The sequence below is a fragment of the Streptomyces sp. NPDC001220 genome (assembly GCF_053597895.1).
Window position 1 is genome coordinate 180,439 of the sequence record NZ_JBSFJE010000001.1, and the last position, 26,436, is coordinate 206,874.

The following is a 26,436-nucleotide window of genomic DNA, read 5'->3' on the forward strand; positions in this document are numbered from 1 at the left end:
GGCCTCTCACCGGAGCAGATAGGGCATGTTGACCGTCACGGCTCCGGTGGGGCAGCGGGCCGCGCACGGGCCGCAGTACCAGCACTCGTCGACATGCATGTAGGCCTTGCCGTTGCTCTCGTCGATGGCGAGGGAGTCCAGCGGGCACATGTCCACACAGAGCGTGCAGCCGTCGATGCACTTGGACTCGTCGATGGTCACGGGCACGTCGGCCCGCTGGGGCGCCAAAGGCATGGCTGTCTCCAGGAAACGGGTCAAGCGGAGGAGGTCAGAGGGAGCGGCGCAGGAGGCCGCTCATGGTGATGCGGTCGCCGCGGAAGCGGATGAACTCCAGGTCGACGGGCCGCCCGTCGGCGAGGTGCGTGAGTCGTTCCAGCATCAGGACGGCCGCTCCGCGGGGGGCCTGGAGTACGGCGGCGGAGTGTGCGTCCGCGTTCACCGCCTCCAGGGTGATCTCGGCGTGGCCCAGGGGCTGTCCGGTGATCGACTCCAGGAGCCTGAAGACGTCGTTGTTCTCCAGGTCGGCACCGAGGAGCGCGGTGCCGATGTCGAGGGGGATGTAGGTGAGGTCGAGGGAGAGCGGGAGGCCGTTCAGCCGACGCAGGCGTTCGATGTAGAGGACGTCGGCGCCGGGCGGGACGCGGAGGCGTTCGGCGACGGGGGCGGGTGCCGGGGCGGGGCCCATGGTGCGGACCTCGTTGGCGACCCGGCCGTGTTCGCGGAGGGTTTCCGCGAGGCCCATCAGCCGGTCGAGCCCGTGCGGATATTTCCGGGCGACGACCACGGTGCCCACGCCGGGGAGCCGATCCACCAGGCCTTCCGCCCGCAGCAGGTCCAGGGCTTGGCGGACGGTGTTGCGGGTGGCGCTGTAGTCGGTGGCGAGGATGGTCTCGTGGGGGAGGCTGCCGTCCGGGAAGGCGTCGGCGAGGATCTGGTGTCGCAGAAGGTCGGCGAGCTGCCGGGCCTGGTCCGCACGCAGCCGGCGACGCGTCCGGTGGGCGGCGACCGTGGTGGCGGCGCCCTGACCGGCGTGGTCTCGGATGCGGTCGGTGGGTGGCATGGCTCGAACCATACTCATCAGGTAGGGAATGGGGTGTTGCCGGATTGTTGCGCCACCTGAGAGCTCATCGGGCAAGCCGCTGACCTGGCCATTCGGGGTGGTGTGAGGAAGATCTGCCACCAGGTGCCGGACTGTTCGCCCGCGCACCCGGGGCGGTCGCGAGGGCAGATCCTGAACGCTCGGGCGACGAGGAGCACCCCGCCGTCGGACGGTCAGGCGTGGATCGTCGTGCGGGCCTGCTCGATCCACCCCGTCACGGCTTTGGCGCCGCAGCTCTCGGCGACCGCCTGCGCCTCGTCGAGGTGGTGGAGCGCGACCGATCCGTTCCCCGCCTCGGCCGCGAGGTAGGCCAGTGCCACCAGGCCGGCCGCTTCCCCGGGCCTGAATCCGATCTGCCGGCGCAGCGACACCGACTCGGTCAGCCGTTCACGGGCCTGGTCGAGGTCGCCCGCGTCCTTGTCGGCGAAGCCGAGGTGGCGTATCGCGTAGGACATCGTCATCCGGTCGTCGACGGATTTCGCCAGTGCGTACGACCGCTCGAAGTACGGTCTGCCGGTCGCGCCGTCGCCTTTCACGACCTGGTGCCAGCAGCCGATCCAGAAGAGCGCGTCCGCCTCACCCGACGCGTTCCCCAGCCGCTGGTACAGCTCGGCCGCCCGCTCGAACAGCACCAATTCCCGGGTGTTCTCCTCACGGTCGTTCAGGAAGCGCACATGCAGCACCTTGCCGCGCGCCATGGACAGTGGCGCCTCGACGGCGTCCAGCACGTCGTCGGACCGGTCCAATGCGGATGTGTCGCCGCCGAACATCGCCGCTTCGAAAAGCTCTCCCGCATCCGCGACCCAGTCCTGCCCTTGTGTGTCCTGCATGTTCTGCCCCTCCCCGTCGGACAATGCAGTGCCGAGGCTATCTGCGCCCCCCTGGCAGCCGCCGAGGATTTCGCGGGCGGCGAGCGCTCAAGCCCACCCATGACCCGCGCGCAGGTCGTCCCTCGCGCTGCGTGGCCGTCGCCGGATTTCCAGCCGTGACGGAAGCCCTACCCGAGCGCGGTCAGACCCGGTGCGAACGTGATCAGCAGCGGCAGCAGGGGTACCAGTGCGGCCACCGTCGTCGTCAGGGCCCGCTGACGGCGCAGCAGCCGTGGCGGTGGTTCCAGGAGCCGGTCGACCCGCTCGCCGAGCAGGCGGCGGCTGGACGCGCAGGACAGGACCCCGCGGTGCTGGTTCAGTTCGATCAGGGCCAGCGCGGTCGTGAGGTGGCCGCAGCGGCGGGACGCCGCGTCGTCGGCGGCGAGTTCGACGAGCCGGTGGGTCTGGTCGCAGAAGTGGGAGAACAGCGGGACGCGCGGGAAGCCCGTGGCCAGCGCACTGGACAGGTAGAGCAGCCAGTCGTGGTGGGCGCGCGCGTGACCCCGCTCATGGGTGAGTACGGCGTCGAGCTGGTGGTCGGTGAGACGGTGCAGCGCCCCGGTCGTCACGACCAGCTGCGGTGGATGCCCGGGCATCCACCAGGCGTCCGGGTATTCGTCCTCCAGCACCAGCATCGGCCCGCGTGCCGCAGGCAGCCCCGCCGGCAGTTCCGGTGCCCGTTCGCGCAGGTGTGCGCGGGTCTGGCCACGGCGCCGCCGGGCCTCGAACAGCTCGCGGGCGAGCATCGCCGTCGTCCATGCGGCCCCGCACGCGAGCAGCACCGTGAGGGCGACCGCCCACAGGGGCGCGACGGAGAGGTCGTACGCCGCGGTGACCGCCGGTGGCGCCGGCGCGAACACCCGGTCGCGCACGGTGTGGAAGACGGCCGCCGCGCCCAGGACGAGCGCGGCCAGGCAGCACATCAGCACGGTGGCGACCAGGCACTGCCACACCCACAGCGCGACCACCGGCTCCCGCTCGGGCCACAGGGCCTGTACCAGTGCGCGGGGCGCGGGCAACGCGGCCGTCAGGGCGACGACGCTCAGCAGGAGCAGGCAGACGGTCATGCCAAGGCTCCGTTTCCCGATCGGAGGGGTGTGCGGGTGGTGGGTGGTGCGGGGGTGATGCGCCGTTGCGCGACAGAGTGCGTACGCCGGCGCATCACGTGACGCGTGCGCCGTCGCCTCGCATGGTGCGCGTGCGGGCGCATCGCATGGTGCGTGTCCCGTCAGTATGACGGGACAGCGTGCCCCGAGTCAGGCACCGACGAGGATCCGGGTGCCCTCCTCACCAAACCCCGGCGGACCGGGCGCCCCTATGCCCACGAGAGCCCCCGGCCGGACCGTCGCTCACCCCGCCACGATCCGCCCGCTGACCTCCCCGAGTCCCACCCGGCTCCCGCCCGGCCCGGGCGCCCACGCGGACATCGTCACCACGTCGCCGTCCTCCAGGTACGTCCGCTTGCCGTCCGGGAGTTCGAGCGGTTCCCGCCCGTTCCAGGTGAGCTCCAGCAGCGACCCGCGCTCCCCGGGTTCCGTACCGCTCACCGTGCCGGAGCCGTACAGGTCGCCGGTACGCAGTGAGGCGCCGTTGACGGTCAGGTGGGCGAGCTGCTGGGCGGCGGTCCAGTACATGGTGGAGAACGGCGGCTCGGACACCACGTGACCGTTGATCGCGATCGACATCCGCAGGTCGTAACCCGAGGGCTCCTCGGCGGCGTCGTCGAGGTACGGCAGCAGCGGGTGCGTCCGCCGGGGCGGGGCGACCCGTGCGTCCTCCAGTGCGTCCAGTGGGGTGATCCACGCCGAGACCGAGGTGGCGAAGGACTTGCCGAGGAACGGGCCGAGCGGGACGTACTCCCAGGCCTGGATGTCTCGTGCCGACCAGTCGTTCAGGAGGGTGAGCCCGAACACGTGCTCCCGGTAGTCGACCAGCGCCACCGGCCGCCCCTGCTGCGACGGTGCGCCGACGACGAAGCCGACCTCGGCTTCGATGTCCAGCCGGACCGACGGGCCGAACACCGGCGCCTCCGAGGGGTCCGACGACGCCTTGCGCTGGCCCGACGGCCGTACGACATCCGTTCCCGACACCACGACCGTGCCCGCGCGACCGTGGTAACCGATCGGCAGATGCTTCCAGTTGGGGGTGAGCGGTTCGGCGGCGTCCGGGCGGAAGATGCGGCCGGCGTTCCGGGCGTGGTTCTCCGAGGCGTAGAAGTCGACGTAGTCGGCGACCTCGAAGGGCAGGTGCAGGGCCACCGCCGACAGTGGGTGGAAGAGGGGTTCGAGCACCTCGCGGTGTGCGGGCACGGTCACCCAGGCGGTCAGGGCGCGCCGTACGTCCGACCAGGTGGTGCGGCCGGCGGCCAGCAGCGGGTTGAGGGTCGGGCGGGCCAGCAGCGAGGCGTAGGGGGAGCCGAGCGCGAGAGCCGCGGCACCGGCGTCGAGGACGTGGTCGCCGAGGCGGACCCCAACCCTCCGCTCCGTGCTCTCGGGGGTCGAGAACACGCCATACGGAAGATTGTGCGGGCCGAAGGGGTCACCCTCGGGGACCTCGAAGGGGGGCAAGGGGGGCATGGGGTGACTGCCTCGCTCTCATCCGTGCCGCGCCGGGCCGACTATGTGGTGACGTCGCTCTGGCGTTACGCGGCATTCCATCTGGTCGCGCCACACGTTACGGGTGAGTTGGCTGTCGTGGCAGTGTCTAAAGAGTTCGCAATGTCCGAATAAGCCTTGTCGGAGGTGGCAATTCCGGCTTAGCGTCCTTTGGGGGACACGGACGGGGTGGGTCCGGTCCGTAGGGGGGACACGTGGGGGGACCCGTGGCCAGGAGTGCCGTCAGCATGCCGTTCGATGCGGATCGCGACGTACCAGGCCTGATCGTCAAGTTCGGCGACTATCCGCTGCATCACGGCGGGGTCGGCGCGATTCGCAGTCTGGGCCGCTGGGGCGTTCCCATGTACGCGATCACGGAGGACGCCTATACGCCGGCGGCCTCCTCCCGTTATCTCAAACGCGCGTTCGTGTGGCCGACGACAGGCGCCGAGGAACCGGATCATCTCGTCGAGGGACTGCTGCGCATCGGCCGACGCATCGGCCGTCCGACCGTGCTGATCCCCACCGACGAGGAGGCCGCCGTTCTGATCGCCGAGCACCAGGACGCGCTCGGCGACCGTTTCCTCTTCCCGCGCGTGGAGGCCTCGCTGCCGCGCCGGCTCGCCAGCAAGCAAGGGCTGCACGAACTGTGCGTGGAACACGGCATCCCCAGTCCGGCGGCCGCCTTTCCGGAGTCGTACGACGACATCGTCGACTTCGCCGAGAAGGCCAGCTTCCCGATCGTCGCCAAGAACCGCGAGGCGTTCGTCCGGCGCAGCCAGCCCGCCGTCAACGGCACGACGAAGATCGCCACTCGCGAGGGACTGCTCACTCTCGCGCGTGACTGGGGCACCCATCCGGGTGTCATCCTCCAGGAGTACCTCCCGAGGGAGGAAGCCGAGGACTGGATCGTGCACGCCTACTTCGACGCCGACTCGAACCCGCGTGCCCTGTTCACCGGCGTCAAGGTGCGCTCGTGGCCGCCGCACGCGGGCATGACGGCGAACGCGTACGTCGTCGACAACCCGGAACTCGCCGATCTCGCCGCGCGTTTCATCAAACAGATCGGCTTCAGCGGCATCATCGACCTCGACCTGCGCTTCGACCGCCGCGACGGACGGTACAAGCTGCTCGACTTCAACCCGCGGATGGGCGCCCAGTTCCGGCTCTTCGAGAGCGAGTCGGGGGTGGACGTGGTCCGCGCCATGCACCTGGATCTGACCGGGCGCCGCGTTCCGGAGGGGGAGCAGCGCGCCGGCCACCGGTACGTCGTGGAGAACATCGACCTGCCCGCCCTTCTCGCCTACCGCCGCAGCGGCTATACGACGCCGCACGCACCCGAGCGGCCGAGCGGGACCGAACTGGCCTGGCTCGCGGGTGACGACCCGCTGCCGTTCGTCACGATGCTCGCCCGCTTCGTGCGTCCGGGCGCGAAGCACCTCTATCAGCTGTGGCGCACCAACCGCCGCGGCTCCGGCACCTCCACGAAGTAGGCGCCACGTTCCTGGGGAGGCACTTCGTGATCCAACCGGTAGCAGTCATAGGCGCCGGGCCCTTCGGCCTGTCCACCGCCGCACACCTGCGGGCACGTGGCATCCCCGTCCGGGTCTTCGGCGACCCCATGGTCAGCTGGCGCGACCACATGCCCGCGGGCATGTTCCTGAAGTCGACACCCGCCGCCTCCAACTTCGACTGCCCGCAGCGCGGGCACACCCTCGCCGACTACTGCGACGCGGCGGGCCTGCGCAGGCTGGTGACCGACGAGGACATCATCCCGGTGGAGACCTTCGTCGGCTACGGCGAGTGGTTCCAGCAGAAGCTGGTGCCCGAGCTGGAGCGGGTACGGGTGGTCTCCGTGGACCGCGACAAGGCGGCCGGCTTCGAACTGAAGCTGGACTCGGGGGAGTTGTTCACGGCCCGAGCGGTCGTCGTCGCCACCGGCCTGTCGGGGCTCGCCCACCTCCCCGCGGAGCTTGTGGGAGCGGCGGCGGCGGCGGACGGGCCCACGGGACCCGTCTCGCACAGCTCTCAGCACCACGACCTGACCCGCTTCTCCGGCAAGGAGCTGATCGTCGTCGGCGCCGGGCAGTCCGCGCTGGAGACGGCGGCTCTCGCGGCCGAGGCGGGCGCCCAGGTCCGGGTGGTCTCCCGCGGGCACGGCAGGGTCGCCTTCGGCGCGCCGCCCTGGGACCAGCCCCGGCTGCGCCCGGAGTCCCCGTTCGGCCGGGCCTGGTCGCTGTGGGCGCTCAGCTACTACCCGCACCCCTACCGCTATCTCCCCGCGCGCACCCGCCACCACCTGGTCCGCCGAGTGCTCGGCCCGCTCGGCGCCTGGTGGCTGCGCGACCGCTTCGAGGGCAAGGTCCAGGTCCACGAGGTCGCCGGCGTGACCGGCGCCGACACCTCCGACGGCGCTTCCGTCCTGACCGTCCGCACCCACGACGGCCGAACCGACCGGCTCACCGCCGACCACGTCGTCGCCGCCACCGGCTACCGGGTGGACACCGCGGCGATGGACTTCCTCGGCCCCGAGCTGCGCACCCGCGTCGCGGTCAGCCGCGGCGCCCCGAAACTCGGCGCCGGATACGTCTCCTCCGTGCCCGGCCTGTACTTCACCGGCCTGCCCGCGGCGGCCTCGTACGGCCCGGTGATGCGGTTCGTGTGCGGTACGGCGTTCGCCTCGCCGCGTCTGGCCAAGCACCTGGCCGCCGCCCACGCCTGACACCCGCCCCGGGGCCGGCCCACCACGTGCCCCCGGAGCCGGGCGTCACCCGCCCGGAGCCGAGCCGCCACCCGCCCCGGGCTACGCCTGCTCGGCCGCCCGCTGCCAGGCCAGGAACTCCCCGATCAGCTCAGGCGGGTTGGCCGCCTCCGTGGCCTCGACCTCCCAGCCCGGGCAGTACATGTCGAAGACCACCACCGGCAGCGGCCGGCCGAGGACCTTCTCGATGCGGCCGCCGGCATGCAGGTCCCGCGCCAGCCGTATGCACGCGTCGGCGAAGTGCCTCCCCAACAGGTCGCGCTTCGCGTCCAGTTCGGCATCGTCGCCGTCCCCGTCGAACCAGAGTCCGAGCCGCCGGACCTCGTCGGTGTACAGCGCGCCACCGACCGGGTCCTCGGGACAGTTGCCGAGCGTCTCGAAGCCGTCGAGGAGCCAGCACGCGTAGTTCCAGCGCGCCTCGCCCGGGTCCGTCGGGTTCCGTTCGGCCGCGTACTGGCTCTCGGTGTTGTAGCCGATCGCCACGTACGGTCTGCGGTCGTCCTCCTCGACCCGCCAGATGCGAAACGACAGCGCGTAGATCTCCGGCCGCGACTCCCGCGGAAACCGCTCCAGCGCCCCGGTCGCCGCCTCCAGCAGATGTGCCCGGAAGTCCTCCGGCCCGTCCGTCACCACGCCCGCCCCCGTCCGATCGGTGCCTCGATCCACCGCCAACGTAACGCGCCCCACTGACAACGCCCCATCACCGGGACGGCGGGCGCCACTTGAGGCCGAAACGCACAGTGAGTCTCAGGGGCGTGCTGTCCGTATTCTCTGATCATGGTCGCACCCACCCCGTACGCACTGATCGCCACCGACCTGGACGGCACGCTGCTGCGCGCCGACGACACCCTCTCGGAACGGTCGCTCGCCGCGCTCGCGCGGGCCGGCCGGGCCGGCGCCCGGCATCTCGTGGTGACCGGCCGCCCCGCGCCGAGAGTGCGCCCCCTCTTGGACGACCTCGGCTGCACGGGACTCGCGGTCTGCGGCCAGGGCGCCCAGGTGTACGACGCCGGCGCGGAGCGGCTGCTGTGGTCGGTCACCCTGGAACGGGAGCTGGCGGAGACCGCCCTCGGCAAGATCGAGGCCGAGGTCGGGCAGGTGTACGCGGCGGTCGACCAGGACGGCGTGGACGGGCTCACGCTCATCGAGCCGGGCTATCGGATGCCCCACCCCACGCTGCCCGCGCTGCGCGTCGACCGGCGCGACGACCTGTGGTGCGCTCCCATCAGCAAGGTGCTGCTGCGCCACCACACCCTGTCCGATGACGAGCTGGCGGCGACCGCGCGCGCGGTGGTGGGGTCGCTGGCGACGGTCACCATGTCGGGGCCGGGGACCGTCGAGCTCCAGCCGTGCGGGGTGACCAAGGCGACCGGGCTGGCGCTGGCCGCCGGCCATCTGGGGCTGGGCCCCGAACAGGCCGTCGCCTTCGGTGACATGCCCAACGACATCCCCATGTTCGACTGGGCGTCCTACGGGGTGGCCATGGCCAACGCCCATCCCGAACTCAAGGCGGTGGCCGACGAGATCACCTTGTCGAACGAGGACGACGGCATCGCCGTCGTCCTCGAGAGACTCTTCGGCTGACGGCGCCGGTCAGTACGCGCCGTGCACGTTGTCCATCGAGCCGTACCGCGCGGCGGCGTAGTTGCAGGCGGCGGTGATGTTCGCGACCGGGTCGTAGATGTCGAACGACGTCCCGTCCACGTGGTAGGTCTTGAACGTCGGGTCGATCACCTGGAGCAGGCCCTTGGACGGGATGCCGGCGGCCGCGTTGGAGTCCCAGAGGTTGATGGCCTGCGGGTTGCCGGAGGACTCACGCATCACGTTGCGGTAGATGCCGTTGTAGCTGCCCGGAATGTGCTTCTCGGCCATGATCGCGAGCGACTCGCGGATCCAGCCGTCGAGGTTGTTCGGGTACCCGGCGAGCGTCGTGGAGGCCGTCGAGCCGGTGGAAGTGGCGGCGGAGGCGGCGGTCGCCCCGATGAGCGGCAGGGCGAGAACGGCGGCGCCGGTACCGAGGACGGCGAGCGTGCGGGCGATGCGGTTACGGCGGGGACGGGGGTGCTGAACGGCAGCAGACATCTCGTGGTTCCTCTCCGTCGCCTGCGGGGTGAGCTGTCGGGTTCGGGCCCGGGGAGTGCCCGGCCGCACCGCCCTGAGGCGAGGCGACTTCACCCCTAGCCGTTCCGGTACGACGTCGGTCGGTGACGTCGGTCGCCCGGTCCGGCGACTTACCTGGTTCCCCCGCTCCTGCCGTGCGAATGGACTCGTCGATGGGTCACGACGGGCGGTGGCAGGATTCGGCGTCCGCCCGGCGAGCCGGAACGTATGCCGGAGCACATGTCCGGAACAAGTACCTGATTCACACAACACACCGATTGACCTTGATCTGCGTCGTATGGGGCACTTGATCCTTTGCGACTGCCAAGCCTCAACTCGCCCCTGGGGGAAGGGGAGAAAGGGTCGCCTTACCGCCCCTGTGGCACTCAGGGCCACGTGACCTACTTCACGAAACGGCAATTACGGCGAATCGGACAAGAGGGATGCGCGGAATCCGTTTTTCCAGCCGTTGACGGAAAAGCTCTCCGCGGCCATTCGTGCGAATTGCCCCGATTGGGGCGAGTGGAGTGGCGCGCGTCACAGGTAATTCCGCGGATTGTCCGAATTGCGTTATTGGAGGGAATTCCGGCTCGGCGTGGGTGCATAGACGGGCCTGACCGTGCGCGGGGCGACGGCGGGTCCGTTCACCCAGCTCACCCAGCTCACCCGGCTCACCCGGCTCACCCGGCTCATCTCGCTCATCTGGTTCATCCGGTCGCGTACGCCTCCGTTCTCGCCCTCCCGTGAACTCCGTACGGCCCGGGTACGCGCGCGGGTGCGTGTGGGCCGGGGCACGCGCGCGTCCCGCTGATCGGGCGTCGCGCGAAGGCCGACACTCGGCGGCTCTGTCCGCCCGGGTGGCTCGAAGGCGGCCGGTCGGCCCAACGCCTCGGAGTGCGCCAGGAGTTCGAACGCGACGGCTGTGCATGATTCCGGTCACGTCGCGGGCGGGGTCGGCGGGCTCGCCGACCCGGCTGCGGCAGGCGGCCGTTCACGCGCGCGTGTCCTCCGTGAGGGCGGAACCTCCGCCGTGCCGTGCGTCGTTGTCATGGCGGCCGTCCGTGGCTGGCGGGCGCCGGCGACCGCCTCGAGCGGCTGGGGTACGAGAGTCGCCGTCCGGAGGGAGATGGAGCTGTCCCGGGGGCACCGACCGCGGGAGACGCCGACTGCGCCGACGCCTCCGTCGCGCCGGGGGCGTGCCGTCGGCCGGCCGGCGGTCGCGGGTGCGCCCGGACCGTCGGCCGGGGGATGTCCGCGGCTCAAGTGGAGGACGGTGGTGCCGGTGGGGAAGGTGTTCGAGGGAACGTCCGTGAGCGGACTCGTCCCTCCATGGCGGCCACGCGCGCGTGGGGCGACGTCAGGGCCGAGAAGGGGATACGGAGGACCTCGTGCGTGATCTCGTAAGGGGCGGACGTACGGGTGCGGATCTGGACGGAGTGCTCCCGTCGGCTTTGGCGGACAGCGGAGGGGGTACCTCCGGGCAGGTGACGTCGGCCGGAGAAGGGGTGACCGTCCGTGGCCGGAGACCTGCCGGGCGGTCCGGCGCCGGAGCCGGCGGCGTCGCTGGTCCGGGGCGAGGTTCGCGCTCCGGTCCGGGACACGGCTTGCGCCCCGGTTCGGGACAAGCGTCGGTACTTCCTGTTAAGTCATTGGATGTCAGGTCGTATCGGCTGATCAAAAACATACCGGTCGTGATCCGATAGCGCCCGGGGTGTAACGGTGGGCGCCCTCGGTGATCGAAACCTGACCGGATACGCTGACTTGAGTGATGGCAGCGACCTATCGACAAACCGTGTAATCGCCAGTGGACACCAGCAGACAGGAGACCCCTCGTGACCGTCGGGCCGTTCGGGCTGAGCGTGCGGGACCAGGCTCTCGAAGCCGATGTCCAGGCCGGATTGACGGCTGTCGAGGAGGGCTTGCTAGAGGCCACCAAAAGTGAGGTCCCGTTCATCACGGAAGCCGCTCAGCACCTCGTGCGGGCCGGCGGGAAGCGGTTCCGGCCGCTGCTGGTGATGCTGGCGGCGCAGTTCGGTGACCCTTACGCGCCGGGCGTCGTGCCGTCGGCGGTGGTCGTCGAGCTGACCCACCTCGCCACGCTGTACCACGACGACGTCATGGACGAGGCGTCCGTGCGGCGCGGTGTCGACAGCGCCAATACCCGCTGGGGCAACTCGGTCGCCGTCCTCACCGGTGACTTCCTCTTCGCCCGTGCCTCGCAGATCCTCGCCGATCTCGGACCCGAGGCGGTGCGGGTCCAGGCCCTCGCGTTCGAGCGGTTGGTGACAGGCCAGATCCTGGAGACGGCGGGGCCGTCGGACGGGCGGGACCCGGTCGACCACTACCTCGACGTGCTCGGCGGCAAGACCGGCTCGCTGGTGGCGGTCTCCTGCCGCTTCGGCGCGATGATGTCCGGCGCCGACGAGACGGTCGTGGACGTCCTCACCCAGTACGGCGAACGCCTCGGTGTCGCCTTCCAGCTCGCCGACGACGTGCTGGACATCGCCTCCGACTCCCACGAGTCCGGCAAGACCCCGGGGACCGACCTCCGCGAGGGCGTGCCCACGCTTCCGGTGCTGCGGCTGCGGGAGCGGGCGGCGCGGCTGGGCCTGGCCGAGGACATCGCGCTGTGCGAGCTGCTGGACTCCGACCTCACGGACGACGCGCGGCACGCGGAGGCCCTGGCGGCCCTGCGGGCGCACCCGGCGCTGGAGCAGGCGCGCCGGGACACGGTCCGGTACGCGGAGGAGGCCAGGGCCGCCCTGGCCCCGCTGGCGGAATGTGACTCCAAGGTGGCGCTCCTGGAGCTGTGCGACGCGGTGGTGCACCGGGCGGGATAGCCCCCTGGTCGCTCCGTCGACACGATTCCTCAAGGGGGTGAGCCCACGGGCTCGCCCCTGTGTCGTACATCACATTGCTGGACTGAGTCCAATCTAGGATGCGTTCCGTATCTCTTCCCAGAAGCTGACGCAGGGGGCGTCGGCTTGCATAGGGGGAGAAAACGGAATCATGGTCAACAACGTCAAGCGCCGCAAGACCTTCGTCGCCGCCGCCGTCACCGTGACCGCTCTCGGGGGTGCCGCCGTCCCGGCGTCCGCGGCCACCAGTCACGGCTCCACCGCCCACAGCTCCATCGACCGCAGCTCTGTCAGCCACAGCTCCACCGGCTCTGTCGTTCTCGTCGCCGCTCTGCGCGGCGCCAACGAGGTGCCCGTCGCCGGTGGGCCCGCCGTCGGGGACAAGGACGGCGCGGCGCTGGAGTTCATCCAGGTCAAGGGGGACAAGGTGACCGTCGCCGTGACCTGGCGCGGCACCGGCAGGCCGACCGACCTGCACATCCACCAGGGTGCCAAGGGCACCAACGGCGGGGTGAAGATCGACTTCGGGAAGCTGCTGAAGAAGGCCAGGGGTCACAGCGTCACCGGCAGCGTCAAGGTCACCGACAAGGCCCTGCTCAAGCAGCTCACCACCGACCCCGGCGGCTTCTACGCCAACCTGCACACCGCCCAGTTCCCGGGCGGGGCGATTCGCGGCCAGCTGCACGCCGTCACCGCCGTCACCGACCTCAGGGGCGGCGGCCTCCAGGCCTCCGTCGTCACCGGCAAGCAGATCTACGAGTGCAAGGCGGCCGACGGCGGCGGCTACGCCTTCGCCCAGCGTGACGTCAGCGCCAAGCTCGGCGGCGGCATCCGGCACTCCTTCGTCGCCCCCGGCTCCGGCACCCCGCAGTGGGTCGCGCCCGACGGCAGCGCGGTCACCGGAGCGGTCCTGACCAAGACGCCGAACGGCACCGGCAACATCCCCGAGCTGGACCTCAAGGCCACGCAGTCGGGCAAGAAGCACGGCCTGCTCGCGCACACCGGGGAGATCCTGCGCCTGAACACCGTCGGCGGCGTCGCCCCGGCCGGCTCCTGCGCCCCGGGTGCCGTCGTCGGCGTCCCCTACCGGGCGGACTACGTGTTCGTGCAGCAGCACTGAGCGAACGGAGTACGTGACAGAAAGTGACAGGAGGCGCCTTCGCCGCACGACCCCTACGGGTCGGGGGAGGCGCCTCCACCCTTGTGTCATACCGCAGGCGTACACGGAGTTGGCTCCCGGGTCTGACGCTTGAGAGGCCCGGATTTGGTGAGATGGAAACCACGGAAATCACCACCACTCACTGATTCGGGTGAGAATGGCGGCTCAGGGTGGGACACGTGCGAGCACAGCCGCCGCCGACGACGGAGGTAAGGCACACATGGCACCGTACGAAACCGAGGACAGCACGGGGGCCGCGCAGGCCGACGACGAGCTGCGCGCCGAGCGGCGGCGCAAGGCCGCACGATACGTCGTCCCGGTCGCGGTCATGGGAGTGGCCGCGGCCACGATCGGCCTGGTTCCGGCACTCGCCGACTCCGGCGACCCCGACCTGCCGAAGATCACCGCTCAGCAACTCATCGACAAGATCGCCAAGTCGGACGTGCAGCAGCTGTCCGGCACCGTGAAGATCAGCACCGACCTCGGCCTGCCCGACCTCGGCGGTCTGGAGAGCGGCCTGATGTCCGGCGCGGCCCAGGGCGGCGACGGCTCGTCCGCCGACCCGTCGACCAAGCTCACCGAGCTGGCCTCCGGCACCCACACGCTGCGCGTGGCCGCCGACGGACCCGAGAAGCAGAAGGTGTCGCTGCTGGAGAGCGGCGCCGAGTACAGCCTCATCCACAACGGCACCGACGTGTGGGGATACGACAGCAAGTCCAACGAGGTCTACCACTCCACCGCCGCCGACTCCGGCAAGGCCGAGCAGCACGAAACCCCGGCCACGCCCAAGGACTTCGCCGACGAGGTCCTCAAGTCGGTCGACGACACCACGTCGGTGAAGGTCGACGGCACCGCCCAGGTTGCCGGCCGCGACGCCTACCGGCTGGTCATCAAGCCCAAGCAGTCCGGTACGACGGTCGGTGCGATCAGTATCGCGGTGGACGCCAAGACCGGTACCCCGCTGAAGTTCACGCTGACCCCGTCGAGCGGCGGCGCGGCCGTGATCGACGCCGGCTACACCCAGGTCAGCTTCGCCAAGCCGGCCGCCTCGACCTTCGACTTCACCCCGCCCAAGGGTGCCAAGGTCACCGAGGGCGACAGCCTCGACAAGGCGAACAAGGCAGAGAAGGGCGACAAGGGCGACAAGATCACCAAGGCGCCCGGCCAGAGCGCTCCCGAGGAGCTCGGCAAGAACGGCTTCGACGTCCTCGGCAAGGGCTGGAACTCCATAGCCGTCATCGACACCGGCAACAAGGGCGGCCTGCCCAGCGGCTCCGCTTCCGGCGGCGGCGACCTGGGCGGCTTCCTCGGCTCGCTCGGCGACCCGGTCTCCGGCAAGTTCGGCAAGGGCACGGTCTTCTCCACCCGGCTGATCAACGCCCTGATCACGGACAACGGCAAGGTGTACGTCGGCGCGGTGGACAAGGCGGCGCTGGTGAAGGCGGCGAACGCGGGGTAACAAGGGCGGGACGGGTCCCCCGTACCCCTGCCGCACGACGAATCGAGGGAGCCGATGGACCAACCGTCCGCCACGGAGCAGGAGACGGAGGACCAGGGCCAGGACGACCAGGGCCAGGGCGACACGGGCCAGGACGACCCGGCACGCGCGGGTGTCATCGACACCCGCGGCCTCACCAAGCGCTACCGCGGCGGACAGCTCGCCGTGGACGGTCTCGACCTGACCGTCCCGGCGGGCAGTGTCTTCGGCTTCCTCGGTCCGAACGGCTCCGGCAAGACCACCACCATCCGCATGCTGATGGGCCTGATCACGCCCACCTCGGGCACGGCCCGTGTCCTGGGCCGTCCGATGCCGCGCGCCTCCCGTGTCGTACTGCCCCAGGTCGGGGCCCTCATCGAGGGCCCGGCGCTGTACGGCTTCCTCTCCGGCCGCGACAACCTGCTGCGGTACGACGCCGCCGACCCGACGGCCGACCCGCGCACCCGGCGTACCCGCGTCGAGGCCGCGCTGGACCGGGTGGGCCTGACGGCGGCCGCCGCGAAGAAGGCGAAGGCCTACTCGCTCGGCATGAAGCAGCGCCTGGGGCTGGCCGCCGCACTTCTGCAGCCCCGCAGGCTGCTGGTCCTGGACGAGCCGACCAACGGCCTGGACCCGCAGGGCATGCGGGAGATCCGCTCGCTGGTACGGGAGCTGGCCGGGGACGGCACGACCGTCTTCCTCTCCTCCCACCTCCTCGACGAGATCGAGCAGGTCTGCACCCACGCGGCCGTGATGGCGCAGGGCCGGCTGATCACCCAGGGCGCGGTGGCCGACCTGGCGGCCGGGGCGCGCGGCCGGCTCGTGGTGACCACCCCGGACACCGGCGAGGCGGCCCGGGTCCTCAAGGAACAGGGCGTCGCGGACGTCGCCATCACCGAGGACCGGGTCACCGGTGAGCCGCCCGAGCGCGATCTCGCCGAGGTCAACGCGGCGCTCGTCGCGGCGGGCGTGCGGGTACGCGGCTTCACACTCGAACGGGCCTCGCTGGAGGACGCGTTCGTGGCGCTGACCGGGGAGGGATTCGATGTCGCGGGTTGACGCGGCGGTCGTGGACGGAGCGGCCGTACGGCCGAACCCGCTGTGGACCCTCGGCCTGCTCCGCAGCGAGCTGACCGTCACCCTGCGGCGCTGGCGCACCCTCGCGCTGCTCGGAGTACTGGCGGCGGTGCCGGTCCTGATCGGGGTCGCCGTCAAAATCGAGACATCAGGAGACGGCCAGGTCGGCGGGGGCGGAGGCGGCGGGGGCGGGGGTGGCGGCCCGGCGTTCATCGCGCAGATCACCAACAACGGACTGTTCCTGGTGTTCACGGCCCTGGCCGCGACCCTCCCGTTCTTCCTCCCGATGGCCGTCGGGGTGGTGGCCGGGGACGCGGTCGCCGGCGAGGCCAGCGCGGGCACCCTGCGCTATCTGCTGGTCGCCCCGGCCGGCCGCACCCGCCTGCTGCTCACCAAGTACGCGACGACGATGGCCTTCTGCCTGCTGGCCACCTTGGTGGTGGCCGCCTCCGCCCTCGCCGTCGGGGCGGTCCTCTTCCCGCTCGGCGACGTGACCACCATCTCCGGCACCCAGATCTCGTTCACCGAGGGCCTCGGCCGGGCCCTGCTGATCGCCCTGGTGGTGGCGGCCTCCCTGACCGGCATAGCGGCGCTGGGCCTGTTCGTCTCCACGCTGACCAGCAGCGGCATCGCGGCGATGGCGACCACCGTCGGCCTGCTGATCACCGTCCAGATCCTCGACCAGATCCCCCAGCTGCACGCGCTCCAGCCGTACTTCTTCTCCCACTACTGGCTGTCCTTCGCCGACCTGGTGCGCGACCCCGTCTACTGGGACGACCTGATCAGAAACCTGGAGCTGCAGGCCCTGTACGTGGCGGTGTTCGGGTCGGCGGCCTGGGCGCGGTTCACGACGAAGGACATCACGGCGTAGCGGCGGCGGACGTCTCGTCCACCGCGAAGCGGGCCAGGGGCGCCTCGCCGGCGAAGAACTCCTTGGCCCGCGCCAGCGCCTCGGTGTCCTTGAGGACATCCCCGCGCGCGCTGCCGTTGCCGAGCAGCACCCCGCCGAAGCGCATGCCCAGGTAGGCGGCCGAGTTGTGGAGCAGACCGGCGTACGGGTCCGCGACGGACGGCTCGTCGTCCGCCAGCGCGGCCACCCCCCACAGGGTGCGCCCCGCCAGGGTCGCCTTGAAGTCGACACCGGGGGTGCGCAGCCAGCCCGACCAGTAGTCCAGGTAGCGCTTGGTGAGACCGGACACCGAGTACCAGTACACCGGCGAGGCGATCACGATGTCGGTCGCGGCGAGCGTGGCGTCGAGCAGCAGACCGGCGTTGGCGTGCGAGGGCGCCCGGACGTGGTCGGCGTCGCGTCGCAGATCCACGAAGTCCGGCAGGGGATGGTCGGCCAGGCTGATCCACCGCTGCTCGACGTCCTCGGGCAGCTGTTCGGCAGCTCGGCGGGCGAGGAGTTCGGTGTTGCCGTCGGGACGGGAACTGCCCAGCACGAACAGGAAGCGGCGAGTCACGAGATCCCCCAGGTGAGCGGCGTGCGGCGAATAAAGGTGCCTGCATCTTATGCGCATGCATTCAGTTTCGCCAGGGGTGCCGCCGCCGGGCCGGGCACCGGATGGCCCCCTTCCTGATGCGAGGCTGTGACGTCGCGGTGACGCGTGGGCCGAGGGGAGCGGCCAGACTTGACCGTACGCACGGGTACGACCGGACGGTGACGCCGGGGGAATGAGGGCCGATGTCCCGACTCAGCCGCGAGACGAAGCGGGAAGCTCAGCAGACCGACCGGTCGGCGGAACCGGTCGAGGTCCGCGTGACGGGCGGCGCCGCGACCGTGGACGGCGTACCGCTGTTCCCGGCGCCCGGTGAAGAGCCCCAGCAGGCGGTCCTGAACCATCTCCAGCGCCTCGCCCGCACCACCGGCCGAGCCGTCCTCGCCACCGTCCACGACAGCCGCATCGGCTACGTCGTCCGCCTCCAGGTGAACCTGGACGGCTCCAGCAGCTTCACCGGCGATCCGGTACGGATGACTGTGCCCGGTACGCCGAGCGCAGCCGTCCCCCCGGAGCCGGCGCAGCAGCCCCGCCGGGACAGGCCCACGCATCTCCTGCACGCCGTCGACGAGCCGCCGGCCCCGGAATCGCCGGCCGCGGAGCCGCCGACCACGGACGGGGCGGTCGCGGAGGCGGCGGGCGTGCGGGTCGCGGAGGCGGCGGTCACGGAAACGGCGGCCTCGGAAACGGTTCCCGCGCACCCGCTGCGGGCGGTCCCGGCACCGCCGGTCGCGGCACCTTCGGTAACGGCACCGCCCGTGCCGGGCACCGTCCAGGCGCCGACCGGGGTGTTCGGCCCGCCGCCCGTCATGGAAGGACCCCCGGCCTCCGCTGTCGCGACCTCTCCCGCCCCCGCCGTCGTACCCGCCCAGGCCGTCACCGGGCCTCGGCTGGCGCCCCGGACCGACCCTCGCGTCGAATCGCTGGTAGAGCCCCTCATAGGCCCCCTCGTGGAGCCCGAGGCCGCCCGCGTCCTCGACCCTGATCCCAGGCACACCCCGGCCCGCGGATTCGACGCCGTCGCCGAGGAGGTGCTCGGGGACGAGCCGGTGACCGTGACGGCGGAGGGGGCCGCGCTGCTCACCGAGCCGGTGTCGCGGATCAACGAGGCCGTCCGGGCCGGCCGTATCGACGCGGCGGCCGAACTCGCGGAGCGCACCGTCGCCGAGGCCTCCGCGACCCTGGGCGACGGTCACACCGAGGTGCTGCACCTGCGCGAGCTGACCGCGTACATCGCCTACCTGGCGGGCGACCCGCTGGGCGCCTTCCACCTCTCCCTCGACCTGGCACGGCAGCACCGGCAGGCCCGGGACGGTGAGGGGGCGTACGGGAACGTGCGCAGCGCGGCCACCGCCTGGCGCGCGGTGCGCGACCCGGAGCACGGGCTGCGCCTCGGCCGCGACCTGATCGACCTGTGGGCACAGCTCACCACCGAGGACGGCCCGGCCGCCGACGACCCGGAGGAACTGGATTCCGCGCGCGCCCGGATGGCCCGCCTCACCGAACGAGCCCGCCGCGCGGCCGAGAACGCCTGAGCGTCGGTCGGGCCGGCCCGCAGCCGTCGGCGCCGGCCGGTCACTGCACGCAGAACTCGTTGCCCTCCGGGTCGGCCAGCACCGTCCACTCCCCGGCCGGCTCGGACACATGGCGCACCACCGTCGCGCCCAGCCCTTCGAGCCGCGCCACCTCCTCCGACCGCCTGCCCGTCTCGGCGTGCAGGTCGATATGGAGGCGGTTCTTGCCGGACTTCCCTTCCGGTACCCGCTGGAACAGCAGCCGCCGTCCCAGCCCGGTCCCGCGCTCCTGGTCGAACGGATCGTCCGGATGCCGTACGGCGATCAGGTCACGGAAGGCGGCACGGCCGTGGTACTCCACGGTCGCCGCGCCGGGCAGTGCCCCCAGCTGCAGCAAACGTTCGACCAGCGCGCTGTTGTCCTCGGGTACGTAGTGCAGCGCGGCGGCCCAGAAGTCGGCCTGTGCGTGCGGGTCGCGGGCGTCGACGACGAGCTTCCAGTGCAGGGGTGCGGGCGTCTGCGTCATGGCGCCCACTTATAGCCGACGGCCGTGAGCCTCACACCTGACTTTTGGGACTCTCCGCGGCCGTCGGCACCGGCCGTGGTACGGCCGCCGCCGCCGCGAGCGCACGCGCGGACCGGTGGGCGGTGTGCAGCGCGTCCCAGGTGAGCAGGGCGAGGGCGACCCAGACCAGGGCGAAGCCGGCCCAGCGTTCGGGGGGCATCGCCTCATGGAAGTAGAGGATGCCGAGCAGGAACTGGAAGACCGGCGCCAGGTACTGCAGCAGACCGAGCGTGGAGAGCGGGACGCGGATCGCTGCGGCGCCGAAGCAGACCAGCGGGAGCGCGGTGACGATGCCGGTGGAGGCCAGCAGGGCGGCATGCCCGGGACCGTCGTTGACGAAGCTGGACTCGCCGTGGCCGGCCAGCCACAGCAGATAGCCGAGCGCGGGCAGGAACTGGATCGCCGTCTCCGCCGCGAGTGACTCGATGCCGCCGAGGTTGACCTTCTTCTTGACGAGTCCATAGGTCGCGAAGGAGAAGGCCAGCACGAGCGAGATCCACGGCGGCTGCCCGTAGCCGACGGCCAGTACGACCACGGCGGCGAAACCGACGCCCACCGCCGTCCACTGCGCGGGCCGCAGCCGCTCCTTCAGCAGCAGTACACCCATGGCGATGGTCACCAGGGGGTTGATGAAGTAGCCGAGTGAGGCCTCGACGACGTGCCCGGCGTTCACGGCCCAGATGTAGACGCCCCAGTTGACGGTGATCACGGCGGCGGCTACCGCCACCAGCGCCAGCCGGCGCGGCTGCCGCAGCAGTTCGCCGGCCCACGCCCAGCGTCGTACGAAGGCCAGCGCGACGGCGACGAAGACCAGGGACCACGCCATCCGGTGGGCCAGGATCTCCAGCGACCCGGCGGGCTTGAGTAACGGCCAGAAGAGCGGGACCAGACCCCACATCCCGTAGGCGGCGAAACCGTTCACCAGCCCTGCCCGCCGCTCACCCCTCGATATGTCGGCCACCGGCCCTCCTTACGCCCTCACGCCCAGCTCCAGCACACCGGGACGAAGGTAGCGCCGTGCGCCCCCGTCTGTCATGGCCGTATCGGCATACGGTCATGACAGGCGAGGGCGCAGCCGCTCAGGCCCTCAGACGCCACAGGCCTCCCAGGGTCTGTCCGGCGCAGGCCTCCCAGGGTCTGTCCGGCGCAGGCCTCCCAGGACCTGTCCGGCGCAGGGCCTACTGCTTCAGCGCGTCCGCGACGGCCTCGGAGATCGGGGAGGTCGGGCGGCCGGCCAGGCGGGAGAGGTCGCCGGAGTCGACCACCAGCTCGCCCTTGGCGATCGACGCGTCGACGTCGACCAGGATCGCGGCGAACATCTCCGGCACCCCGGCGCCGGTCAGGATGGACTGGAGCGCCTCGCCGGGCACGGAGCTGTAGGCGATCTCCTTGCCGGTCTGCCGCGCGATCTCCGCCGCGTACTCGTCGAAGCTCCAGGCGACGTCGCCGCCCAGCTCGTACGTCCGGTTCTCGTGGCCCTCGCCGGTCAGTACGGCGACGGCCGCGGCCGCGTAGTCCGCGCGGGAGGCCGAGGAGACCCGGCCGTCACCGGCGGCCGCGACGACGGCGTTGTGCTCCAGCACCGGGGCGAGGTTCTCGGTGTAGTTCTCGTGGTACCAGCCGTTGCGCAGCAGGGTGTAGGGCAGGCCGGAGGCGAGCAGCAGCTCCTCGGTGGCACGGTGGTCGTCCACCAGCGACGCCTTCAGGCTGCCCGGGGCACTGGTGTAGGCGAGCAGGGCCGCGCCGGCCGCCTTGGCCGCGTCGATGACGACCTTGTGCTGCTGCGGACGGCCCTTGTCGAACTCGTTGCCCGAGATCAGCAGCACCTTGTCGCCGGCGGCGAAGAGGCTGTCGAAGGTCTCGGGGGCGTTGTAGTCGGCGACGGCGATGTTGACGCCGCGGGCGGCGAAGTCGGCGGCCTTGGCCTCGTCGCGCACGACGGCGGTGATCTGCTCGGCCGGGACCTTCTCCAGCAGCTGTGTCACGACGTGACGGCCGAGGTGTCCGGTGGCTCCGGTGACAACGATGCTCATGGTCTGCGATCTCCTTGTGGGGTTCCGATGTCACTAACCCTAGGAGGTGCGCTAACCAGAAGAAAGTACCCACTTTGAAGTAAGGTACTGGCATGGCCGTAAGTACCCCTGAAGTCGAGAACCGCTCCGACGCTCCCGCGGCGAGTGCCGGCAAGTACGTCGTCGGCGAGACGATGTGCCCCCACCGTCTGGTCCTGGAGCACGTCACCAGCCGGTGGGGCGTCCTGGTCCTGATCGAGCTCCTCGACCGCCCCCACCGCTTCAGCGAACTGCGCCGCGCCATCGGCCGGGTCAGCGAGAAGATGCTCACCCAGACCCTGCAGACCCTGGAGCGGGACGGCCTCGTCCACCGGGACGCCAAGCCCGTCATCCCGCCCCGGGTCGACTACTCCCTCACCGACCTCGGCCGCGAGGCCGCCCGGCAGGTACGGGACCTGGCGCTGTGGACCGAGCGACGGATGGCGGACGTCACCCGGGCCCGGGAGGCGTACGACGAGGCGAAGCGCGCCTGAACGCGAACCGGGCCCGGACGCAGTGTCCGGGCCCGCTCGCGCTCACTGCTCGATGACGGTCAGCCGACGACCGTCCAGGTGTCGCCGCCGGCCAGCAGCGCCCCCAGGTCGCCCTTGCCGTGCTGCTCCACCGCCGTGTCCAGCTGCTCGGACATCTGGACGTCGTAGACGGGCCGTTCCACCGAGCGGAGCACGCCGATCGGCGTGTGGTGCAGGGTGTCCGGGTCGGCCAGCCGGGAGAGCGCGAAGGCCGTGGTGGAGGAGGGGGAGTGGGCGTCGTGGACGAGGATCTCGGAGTCGTTGTCCGGGGTCACGTCGACGACCGTCAGGTCACCGGTGAGCCGGTCGCGTACGACTCCGCGCATGCCGTCGGTGCCGAAGCGGATGGGCTGTCCGTGCTCCAGGCGGATCACCGCTTCCTCGGCGGACTGCTTGTCCTTGAGGGTGTCGAAGGCGCCGTCGTTGAAGATGTTGCAGTTCTGGTAGATCTCGATCAGGGCCGTGCCGGGGTGGGCGGCGGCCTGGCGCAGCACGTCGGTGAGGTGCTTGCGGTCGGAGTCGATGGTGCGGGCCACGAAGGAGGCCTCGGCGCCGATCGCCAAGGAAACCGGGTTGAACGGGGCGTCCAGGGAGCCCATCGGTGTCGACTTGGTGATTTTCCCGACTTCGGAAGTCGGTGAGTACTGGCCCTTCGTCAACCCGTAGATCCGGTTGTTGAAGAGGAGGATCTTCAGGTTGACGTTGCGGCGCAGGGCGTGGATGAGGTGGTTGCCGCCGATGGAGAGGGCGTCGCCGTCCCCGGTGACGACCCAGACGCTCAGGTCCCGGCGGGAGGTGGCCAGTCCGGTGGCGATGGCGGGGGCGCGACCGTGGATGGAGTGCATCCCGTAGGTGTTCATGTAGTACGGGAAGCGGGAGGAACAGCCGATGCCGGAGACGAAGACGATGTTCTCCTTCGCCAGCCCGAGCTCCGGCATGAACCCCTGCACGGCGGCCAGGATCGCGTAGTCACCGCAGCCCGGGCACCAGCGCACCTCCTGGTCGGACTTGAAGTCCTTCATGGACTGCTTTGCCGCGGCCTTGGGCACGAGCTGGAGCAGTCCGTCGGCGGTGTCAGTCATGGATGGCCTCCTTGAGCGCCTCGGCGAGCTGCTCGGCCTTGAACGGCATGCCGTTGACCTGGTTGTACGAATGCGCGTCCACGAGGTACTTCGCCCGGATGAGGGTGGCGAGCTGGCCGAGGTTCATCTCGGGGATCACCACCTTGTCGTACCGCCCCAGGACCGCGCCCAGGTTGCGCGGGAAGGGGTTGAGGTGGCGCAGGTGCGCCTGGGCGATCGCCTCGCCGGCCCGGCGCAGCCGCCGTACCGCTGCCGTGATCGGCCCGTAGGTCGAGCCCCAGCCCAGGACCAGGGTGCGCGCGCCGTCCGGGTCGTCGACCTCGATGTCCGGGACGTCGATGCCGTCGATCTTGGCCTGCCGGGTACGGACCATGAAGTCGTGGTTGGCGGGGTCGTAGGAGATGTTGCCCGTACCGTCCTGCTTCTCGATGCCGCCGATACGGTGTTCGAGACCGGGCGTGCCCGGGATCGCCCACGGGCGGGCGAGTGTCTGCGGGTCGCGCTTGTACGGCCAGAAGACCTCGGTGCCGTCGTCGAGGGTGTGGTTGGGGCCCTGGGCGAACTGGACACGCAGGTCGGGCAGTTCCGTCAGCTCCGGGATGCGCCACGGCTCGCTGCCGTTGGCCAGGTAGCCGTCGGAGAGAAGCATCACCGGCGTTCTGTACGTCAGCGCGATCCGGGCGGCCTCCAGAGCGGCGTCGAAGCAGTCGGCCGGGGTCCGCGGAGCGATCACCGGGACAGGGGCCTCGCCGTTGCGGCCGAACATCGCCTGGAGCAGGTCGGCCTGCTCGGTCTTGGTCGGCAGCCCGGTGGACGGCCCGCCACGCTGGATGTCCACCACCAGCAGCGGCAGTTCCAGCGACACCGCGAGTCCGACCGTCTCCGCCTTCAGCGCCACGCCCGGGCCGGAGGTGGTGGTCACGGCGAGCGAGCCGCCGAAGGCCGCGCCGAGTGCCGCGCCGATCCCCGCGATCTCGTCCTCGGCCTGGAAGGTCCGCACGCCGAAGTTCTTGTGCTTGGACAGTTCGTGCAGGATGTCGGAGGCCGGGGTGATCGGGTAGGAGCCGAGGAAGAGCGGCAGGTCGGCCTGGCGGGAGGCGGTGACCAGGCCGTAGGCCAGGGCCAGGTTCCCGGAGATGTTGCGGTAGGTGCCCACCGGGAACGCGGTGGTCGCCGGGGCGATCTCGTAGGAGACCGCGAAGTCCTCGGTCGTCTCCCCGAAGTTCCAGCCCGCGCGGAAGGCCGCCAGGTTGGCGTTCATGACCTCGGGCTTGCGGGCGAACTTCTCCTTGAGGAACCTCTCCGTGCCCTCGGTGGGCCGGTGGTACATCCATGACAAGAGGCCGAGCGCGAACATGTTCTTGCTGCGCTCGGCCTCTTTGCGGGTGAGGTCGAATTCTTTGAGGGCTTCCACCGTCAGAGTGGTCAGCGGCACCGGATGGAGGCTGTATCCGTCCAGCGAGCCGTCCTCCAGCGGGGAGGCGTCGTAGCCGATCTTCTGCATCGCCCGCTTGGTGAACTCGTCCGTGTTGACGATGATCTCCGCGCCGCGTGGCAGGTCCCCGATGTTGGCTTTCAGGGCGGCCGGGTTCATCGCGACCAGCACGTTCGGCGCGTCCCCGGGGGTGAGGATGTCGTGGTCGGCGAAGTGCAACTGGAATGAGGAGACCCCGGGCAGGGTGCCTGCCGGGGCGCGGATCTCGGCGGGGAAGTTCGGGAGGGTCGAGAGATCGTTGCCGAAGGACGCGGTCTCCGATGTGAACCGGTCACCGGTGAGCTGCATGCCGTCACCCGAGTCCCCCGCGAAGCGGATGATCACCCGATCGAGGCGCCGGACGGCCTTCACGCCGCCCGGCCTGCGCTGTTCTCCCACGACGGTTCCGTCGGCCTGTTCCGTTGTCCTGCTGACCTGGCTGGTCACTGAACTGGACCTCCTTCGAGGCGGCTGTCCGGGCGTGGTCGTCCCACGGACCATCCCACGTTCAACCCTACGTCGGTTAGGGTCGCCTTCCCGCGCCTGCTCACATGATGGACGGCGTTTTGGGACGACCTGTCGCCCTGACTTGTCATGATTTTCCCTCCCCCTGGCTGCCTTCCGGCTCCGACACGGTGTCGGCCCCGTCAGGAGTTCAGATAGGTCAGAACGGCCAGAACGCGCCGGTGGTCCCCGTCGCTCTGGGAGAGTCCCAGCTTGAGGAAGATGTTGCTGACGTGCTTCTCGACGGCTCCGTCACTAACGACCAGCTGCCGGGCGATCGCCGAGTTCGTCCGCCCCTCGGCCATCAGGCCCAGCACCTCCCGCTCGCGCGGGGTCAGCCCGGCCAGGACGTCCTGCTTGCGGCTGCGCCCGAGCAGCTGCGCGACCACCTCGGGGTCGAGCGCGGTACCGCCCCCGGCGACCCGCACGACCGCGTCCACGAACTCCCGGACCTCGGCGACCCGGTCCTTCAGCAGATAGCCCACGCCCCGGCTGGAACCGGCCAGCAGTTCGGTGGCGTAGCGCTCCTCCACGTACTGCGACAAGACCAGCACCCCGAGCTCCGGATGCGCCTTCCGCAGGCGTACGGCGGCCCGCACGCCCTCGTCGGTGTGCGTCGGCGGCATCCGTACGTCCGCCACCACCACGTCCGGCATGGCGCCCTGCGCGTGGAGATCGGCGATGGTCTTGACCAGCGCCTCCGCGTCGCCGACGCCCGCGACGACATCATGTCCGCGGTCGGTCAACAGCCGGGTCAGCCCCTCTCTGAGCAGCACGGAATCCTCGGCGATGACCACCCGCACCCTGTCCTCCACGATCTCCCGGCCCCCCACACCCCGTCCGGCGTACATGCCTGCCCTGTCCGAAAGACCAGCATTCCAGCATTCGCAGCACAGCGCGGCGCGGTCATGAGAGGAGACGGCCCAATTCAGCCCACCCGACACCCGGACAACACCCCGACCAGCCCACCGGTGTCCGGACGACACACCCCGATCAGCCCCACCGGTCTCCGGACGACACACCCCGATCAGCCCCACCGGTCTCCGGACGACACACCCCGATCAGCCCCACCGGTGTCCGGACAACACACTCCGACCAGCCCACCCGTGTCCGGACAACACACCGCGACCAGCCCCACCCGGTGTCCGAGGCACACCCCCATTTCAGCTCGTCCGGCGCTCGAGGGCGAGGCCGTTGAGGCCGATACGGGGGTCTGG

General features: G+C 70.8%; 25 protein-coding genes and 1 riboswitch. Of the genes, 11 read left to right on the top strand and 14 right to left on the bottom strand.

Going from position 1 to position 26,436, the window contains the following annotated elements:
• Positions 1-6 precede the first annotated feature (6 nt).
• The 5 genes from ACWDGI_RS00885 to fahA all read right to left on the bottom strand — a co-directional run bounded on the left by ACWDGI_RS00885 (position 7) and on the right by fahA (position 4,535).
• Positions 7-234, bottom strand: coding sequence for a 4Fe-4S dicluster domain-containing protein (locus tag ACWDGI_RS00885; protein ID WP_010986276.1), 228 nt, complete (start codon positions 232-234; stop codon positions 7-9).
• Positions 235-268: 34 nt separating this feature from the next.
• Positions 269-1,060 carry a GntR family transcriptional regulator gene (locus ACWDGI_RS00890; RefSeq protein WP_450754044.1) on the bottom strand — a complete coding sequence of 264 codons (792 nt, stop codon included), beginning with the start codon at positions 1,058-1,060 and terminating at the stop codon, positions 269-271.
• 212 nt (positions 1,061-1,272) lie between these two features.
• Entirely contained in the window at positions 1,273-1,929 is a 657-nt protein-coding gene (locus ACWDGI_RS00895; protein WP_450754046.1) for a tetratricopeptide repeat protein, read from the bottom strand.
• A 167-nt stretch (positions 1,930-2,096) separates the two neighbouring features.
• Entirely contained in the window at positions 2,097-3,035 is a 939-nt protein-coding gene (locus ACWDGI_RS00900) for a M56 family metallopeptidase (RefSeq protein WP_450754048.1), read from the bottom strand.
• Positions 3,036-3,317: 282 nt separating this feature from the next.
• Entirely contained in the window at positions 3,318-4,535 is a 1,218-nt protein-coding gene (gene fahA / locus ACWDGI_RS00905) for a fumarylacetoacetase (RefSeq protein ID WP_450755249.1), read from the bottom strand.
• A 275-nt stretch (positions 4,536-4,810) separates the two neighbouring features.
• On the opposite strand from fahA, the gene ACWDGI_RS00910 reads away from it, so the two are divergent.
• Both ACWDGI_RS00910 and ACWDGI_RS00915 read left to right on the top strand, forming a co-directional pair.
• Complete coding sequence (locus ACWDGI_RS00910) at positions 4,811-6,055, top strand: carboxylate--amine ligase (RefSeq protein WP_450754050.1); 1,245 nt, start codon at positions 4,811-4,813, stop codon at positions 6,053-6,055.
• A gap of 26 nt (positions 6,056-6,081) precedes the next feature.
• On the top strand, positions 6,082-7,284 hold the full coding sequence (locus ACWDGI_RS00915) for an FAD-dependent oxidoreductase (RefSeq protein WP_450754052.1): 1,203 nt from the start codon (positions 6,082-6,084) through the stop codon (positions 7,282-7,284).
• Between the two features lie 81 nt (positions 7,285-7,365).
• Here ACWDGI_RS00915 and ACWDGI_RS00920 read toward each other — a convergent pair whose 3' ends face one another.
• Positions 7,366-7,956, bottom strand: a complete 591-nt coding sequence (locus ACWDGI_RS00920) for a hypothetical protein (RefSeq protein WP_450754054.1) — start codon at positions 7,954-7,956, stop codon at positions 7,366-7,368.
• Between the two features lie 144 nt (positions 7,957-8,100).
• On the opposite strand from ACWDGI_RS00920, the gene ACWDGI_RS00925 reads away from it, so the two are divergent.
• Complete coding sequence (locus ACWDGI_RS00925) at positions 8,101-8,907, top strand: HAD family hydrolase (protein ID WP_450754056.1); 807 nt, start codon at positions 8,101-8,103, stop codon at positions 8,905-8,907.
• A 9-nt stretch (positions 8,908-8,916) separates the two neighbouring features.
• Here ACWDGI_RS00925 and ACWDGI_RS00930 read toward each other — a convergent pair whose 3' ends face one another.
• Complete coding sequence (locus ACWDGI_RS00930) at positions 8,917-9,405, bottom strand: transglycosylase SLT domain-containing protein (protein ID WP_450754058.1); 489 nt, start codon at positions 9,403-9,405, stop codon at positions 8,917-8,919.
• 3 nt (positions 9,406-9,408) lie between these two features.
• Positions 9,409-9,606: riboswitch (cyclic di-AMP (ydaO/yuaA leader) on the bottom strand.
• Between the two features lie 436 nt (positions 9,607-10,042).
• Between ACWDGI_RS00930 and ACWDGI_RS00935 the strand changes: the two genes are divergently transcribed.
• The 6 genes from ACWDGI_RS00935 to ACWDGI_RS00960 all read left to right on the top strand — a co-directional run bounded on the left by ACWDGI_RS00935 (position 10,043) and on the right by ACWDGI_RS00960 (position 16,865).
• A complete protein-coding gene (locus ACWDGI_RS00935) occupies positions 10,043-10,234 on the top strand; it encodes a hypothetical protein (protein ID WP_450754060.1) in 192 nt (63 codons plus the stop codon).
• Between the two features lie 1,021 nt (positions 10,235-11,255).
• Positions 11,256-12,263 carry a polyprenyl synthetase family protein gene (locus ACWDGI_RS00940; protein ID WP_450754062.1) on the top strand — a complete coding sequence of 336 codons (1,008 nt, stop codon included), beginning with the start codon at positions 11,256-11,258 and terminating at the stop codon, positions 12,261-12,263.
• A 169-nt stretch (positions 12,264-12,432) separates the two neighbouring features.
• Positions 12,433-13,401, top strand: coding sequence for a CHRD domain-containing protein (locus ACWDGI_RS00945; protein ID WP_450754064.1), 969 nt, complete (start codon positions 12,433-12,435; stop codon positions 13,399-13,401).
• 259 nt (positions 13,402-13,660) lie between these two features.
• Positions 13,661-14,899 carry a LolA family protein gene (locus ACWDGI_RS00950; protein ID WP_450754066.1) on the top strand — a complete coding sequence of 413 codons (1,239 nt, stop codon included), beginning with the start codon at positions 13,661-13,663 and terminating at the stop codon, positions 14,897-14,899.
• Positions 14,900-14,953: 54 nt separating this feature from the next.
• On the top strand, positions 14,954-15,976 hold the full coding sequence (locus ACWDGI_RS00955) for an ABC transporter ATP-binding protein (RefSeq protein ID WP_450754068.1): 1,023 nt from the start codon (positions 14,954-14,956) through the stop codon (positions 15,974-15,976).
• Entirely contained in the window at positions 15,963-16,865 is a 903-nt protein-coding gene (locus tag ACWDGI_RS00960) for an ABC transporter permease (protein WP_450754070.1), read from the top strand. Before ACWDGI_RS00955 ends, ACWDGI_RS00960 begins: the two co-directional genes overlap by 14 nt.
• Here ACWDGI_RS00960 and ACWDGI_RS00965 read toward each other — a convergent pair.
• On the bottom strand, positions 16,855-17,460 hold the full coding sequence (locus tag ACWDGI_RS00965) for a flavodoxin family protein (protein WP_450754072.1): 606 nt from the start codon (positions 17,458-17,460) through the stop codon (positions 16,855-16,857). The genes ACWDGI_RS00960 and ACWDGI_RS00965 overlap by 11 nt on opposite strands.
• 221 nt (positions 17,461-17,681) lie before the next feature.
• Here ACWDGI_RS00965 and ACWDGI_RS00970 point away from each other — a divergent pair, with 221 nt between their 5' ends.
• Positions 17,682-19,031, top strand: a complete 1,350-nt coding sequence (locus tag ACWDGI_RS00970) for a tetratricopeptide repeat protein (protein WP_450754074.1) — start codon at positions 17,682-17,684, stop codon at positions 19,029-19,031.
• Between the two features lie 40 nt (positions 19,032-19,071).
• Here ACWDGI_RS00970 and ACWDGI_RS00975 read toward each other — a convergent pair whose 3' ends face one another.
• The 3 genes from ACWDGI_RS00975 to ACWDGI_RS00985 all read right to left on the bottom strand — a co-directional run bounded on the left by ACWDGI_RS00975 (position 19,072) and on the right by ACWDGI_RS00985 (position 21,608).
• The gene (locus ACWDGI_RS00975; protein ID WP_450754076.1) at positions 19,072-19,536 is read right to left on the bottom strand and encodes a VOC family protein; all 465 of its coding nucleotides are present in this window, start codon (positions 19,534-19,536) and stop codon (positions 19,072-19,074) included.
• A 31-nt stretch (positions 19,537-19,567) separates the two neighbouring features.
• Positions 19,568-20,536 (bottom strand): EamA family transporter RarD, encoded by a 969-nt coding sequence (rarD, locus tag ACWDGI_RS00980; RefSeq protein WP_450754078.1) that lies wholly within the window; start codon positions 20,534-20,536, stop codon positions 19,568-19,570.
• Positions 20,537-20,753: 217 nt separating this feature from the next.
• Positions 20,754-21,608, bottom strand: coding sequence for an NAD(P)H-binding protein (locus ACWDGI_RS00985; RefSeq protein ID WP_450754080.1), 855 nt, complete (start codon positions 21,606-21,608; stop codon positions 20,754-20,756).
• Positions 21,609-21,700: 92 nt separating this feature from the next.
• Between ACWDGI_RS00985 and ACWDGI_RS00990 the strand changes: the two genes are divergently transcribed.
• Positions 21,701-22,120, top strand: a complete 420-nt coding sequence (locus tag ACWDGI_RS00990) for a winged helix-turn-helix transcriptional regulator (RefSeq protein WP_450754082.1) — start codon at positions 21,701-21,703, stop codon at positions 22,118-22,120.
• Positions 22,121-22,179: 59 nt separating this feature from the next.
• Here ACWDGI_RS00990 and ACWDGI_RS00995 read toward each other — a convergent pair whose 3' ends face one another.
• The 3 genes from ACWDGI_RS00995 to ACWDGI_RS01005 form a co-directional block, all read right to left on the bottom strand.
• The gene (locus ACWDGI_RS00995; RefSeq protein ID WP_450754084.1) at positions 22,180-23,241 is read right to left on the bottom strand and encodes a 2-oxoacid:ferredoxin oxidoreductase subunit beta; all 1,062 of its coding nucleotides are present in this window, start codon (positions 23,239-23,241) and stop codon (positions 22,180-22,182) included.
• Positions 23,234-25,162, bottom strand: a complete 1,929-nt coding sequence (locus ACWDGI_RS01000) for a 2-oxoacid:acceptor oxidoreductase subunit alpha (protein WP_450754086.1) — start codon at positions 25,160-25,162, stop codon at positions 23,234-23,236. The genes ACWDGI_RS00995 and ACWDGI_RS01000 overlap by 8 nt, the downstream gene beginning before the upstream one ends.
• A gap of 200 nt (positions 25,163-25,362) precedes the next feature.
• The gene (locus ACWDGI_RS01005; RefSeq protein ID WP_450754088.1) at positions 25,363-26,070 is read right to left on the bottom strand and encodes a LuxR C-terminal-related transcriptional regulator; all 708 of its coding nucleotides are present in this window, start codon (positions 26,068-26,070) and stop codon (positions 25,363-25,365) included.
• Positions 26,071-26,436: the final 366 nt, after the last annotated feature.

Excerpts from the sequence above, each read along its gene's own strand:
- ACWDGI_RS00885 (WP_010986276.1), bottom strand. The coding sequence starts at position 234 with ATGCCTTTGGCGCCCCAGCGGGCCGACGTGCCCGTGACCATCGACGAG.
- ACWDGI_RS00890 (WP_450754044.1), bottom strand. The coding sequence starts at position 1,060 with ATGCCACCCACCGACCGCATCCGAGACCACGCCGGTCAGGGCGCCGCC.
- ACWDGI_RS00895 (WP_450754046.1), bottom strand. The coding sequence starts at position 1,929 with ATGCAGGACACACAAGGGCAGGACTGGGTCGCGGATGCGGGAGAGCTT.
- ACWDGI_RS00900 (WP_450754048.1), bottom strand. The coding sequence starts at position 3,035 with ATGACCGTCTGCCTGCTCCTGCTGAGCGTCGTCGCCCTGACGGCCGCG.
- ACWDGI_RS00910 (WP_450754050.1), top strand. The coding sequence starts at position 4,811 with ATGCCGTTCGATGCGGATCGCGACGTACCAGGCCTGATCGTCAAGTTC.
- ACWDGI_RS00925 (WP_450754056.1), top strand. The coding sequence starts at position 8,101 with ATGGTCGCACCCACCCCGTACGCACTGATCGCCACCGACCTGGACGGC.
- ACWDGI_RS00930 (WP_450754058.1), bottom strand. The coding sequence starts at position 9,405 with ATGTCTGCTGCCGTTCAGCACCCCCGTCCCCGCCGTAACCGCATCGCC.
- ACWDGI_RS00945 (WP_450754064.1), top strand. The coding sequence starts at position 12,433 with ATGGTCAACAACGTCAAGCGCCGCAAGACCTTCGTCGCCGCCGCCGTC.
- ACWDGI_RS00950 (WP_450754066.1), top strand. The coding sequence starts at position 13,661 with ATGGCACCGTACGAAACCGAGGACAGCACGGGGGCCGCGCAGGCCGAC.
- ACWDGI_RS00955 (WP_450754068.1), top strand. The coding sequence starts at position 14,954 with ATGGACCAACCGTCCGCCACGGAGCAGGAGACGGAGGACCAGGGCCAG.
- ACWDGI_RS00960 (WP_450754070.1), top strand. The coding sequence starts at position 15,963 with ATGTCGCGGGTTGACGCGGCGGTCGTGGACGGAGCGGCCGTACGGCCG.
- ACWDGI_RS00970 (WP_450754074.1), top strand. The coding sequence starts at position 17,682 with ATGTCCCGACTCAGCCGCGAGACGAAGCGGGAAGCTCAGCAGACCGAC.
- ACWDGI_RS00975 (WP_450754076.1), bottom strand. The coding sequence starts at position 19,536 with ATGACGCAGACGCCCGCACCCCTGCACTGGAAGCTCGTCGTCGACGCC.
- ACWDGI_RS00985 (WP_450754080.1), bottom strand. The coding sequence starts at position 21,608 with ATGAGCATCGTTGTCACCGGAGCCACCGGACACCTCGGCCGTCACGTC.
- ACWDGI_RS00990 (WP_450754082.1), top strand. The coding sequence starts at position 21,701 with ATGGCCGTAAGTACCCCTGAAGTCGAGAACCGCTCCGACGCTCCCGCG.
- ACWDGI_RS00995 (WP_450754084.1), bottom strand. The coding sequence starts at position 23,241 with ATGACTGACACCGCCGACGGACTGCTCCAGCTCGTGCCCAAGGCCGCG.
- ACWDGI_RS01005 (WP_450754088.1), bottom strand. The coding sequence starts at position 26,070 with ATGTACGCCGGACGGGGTGTGGGGGGCCGGGAGATCGTGGAGGACAGG.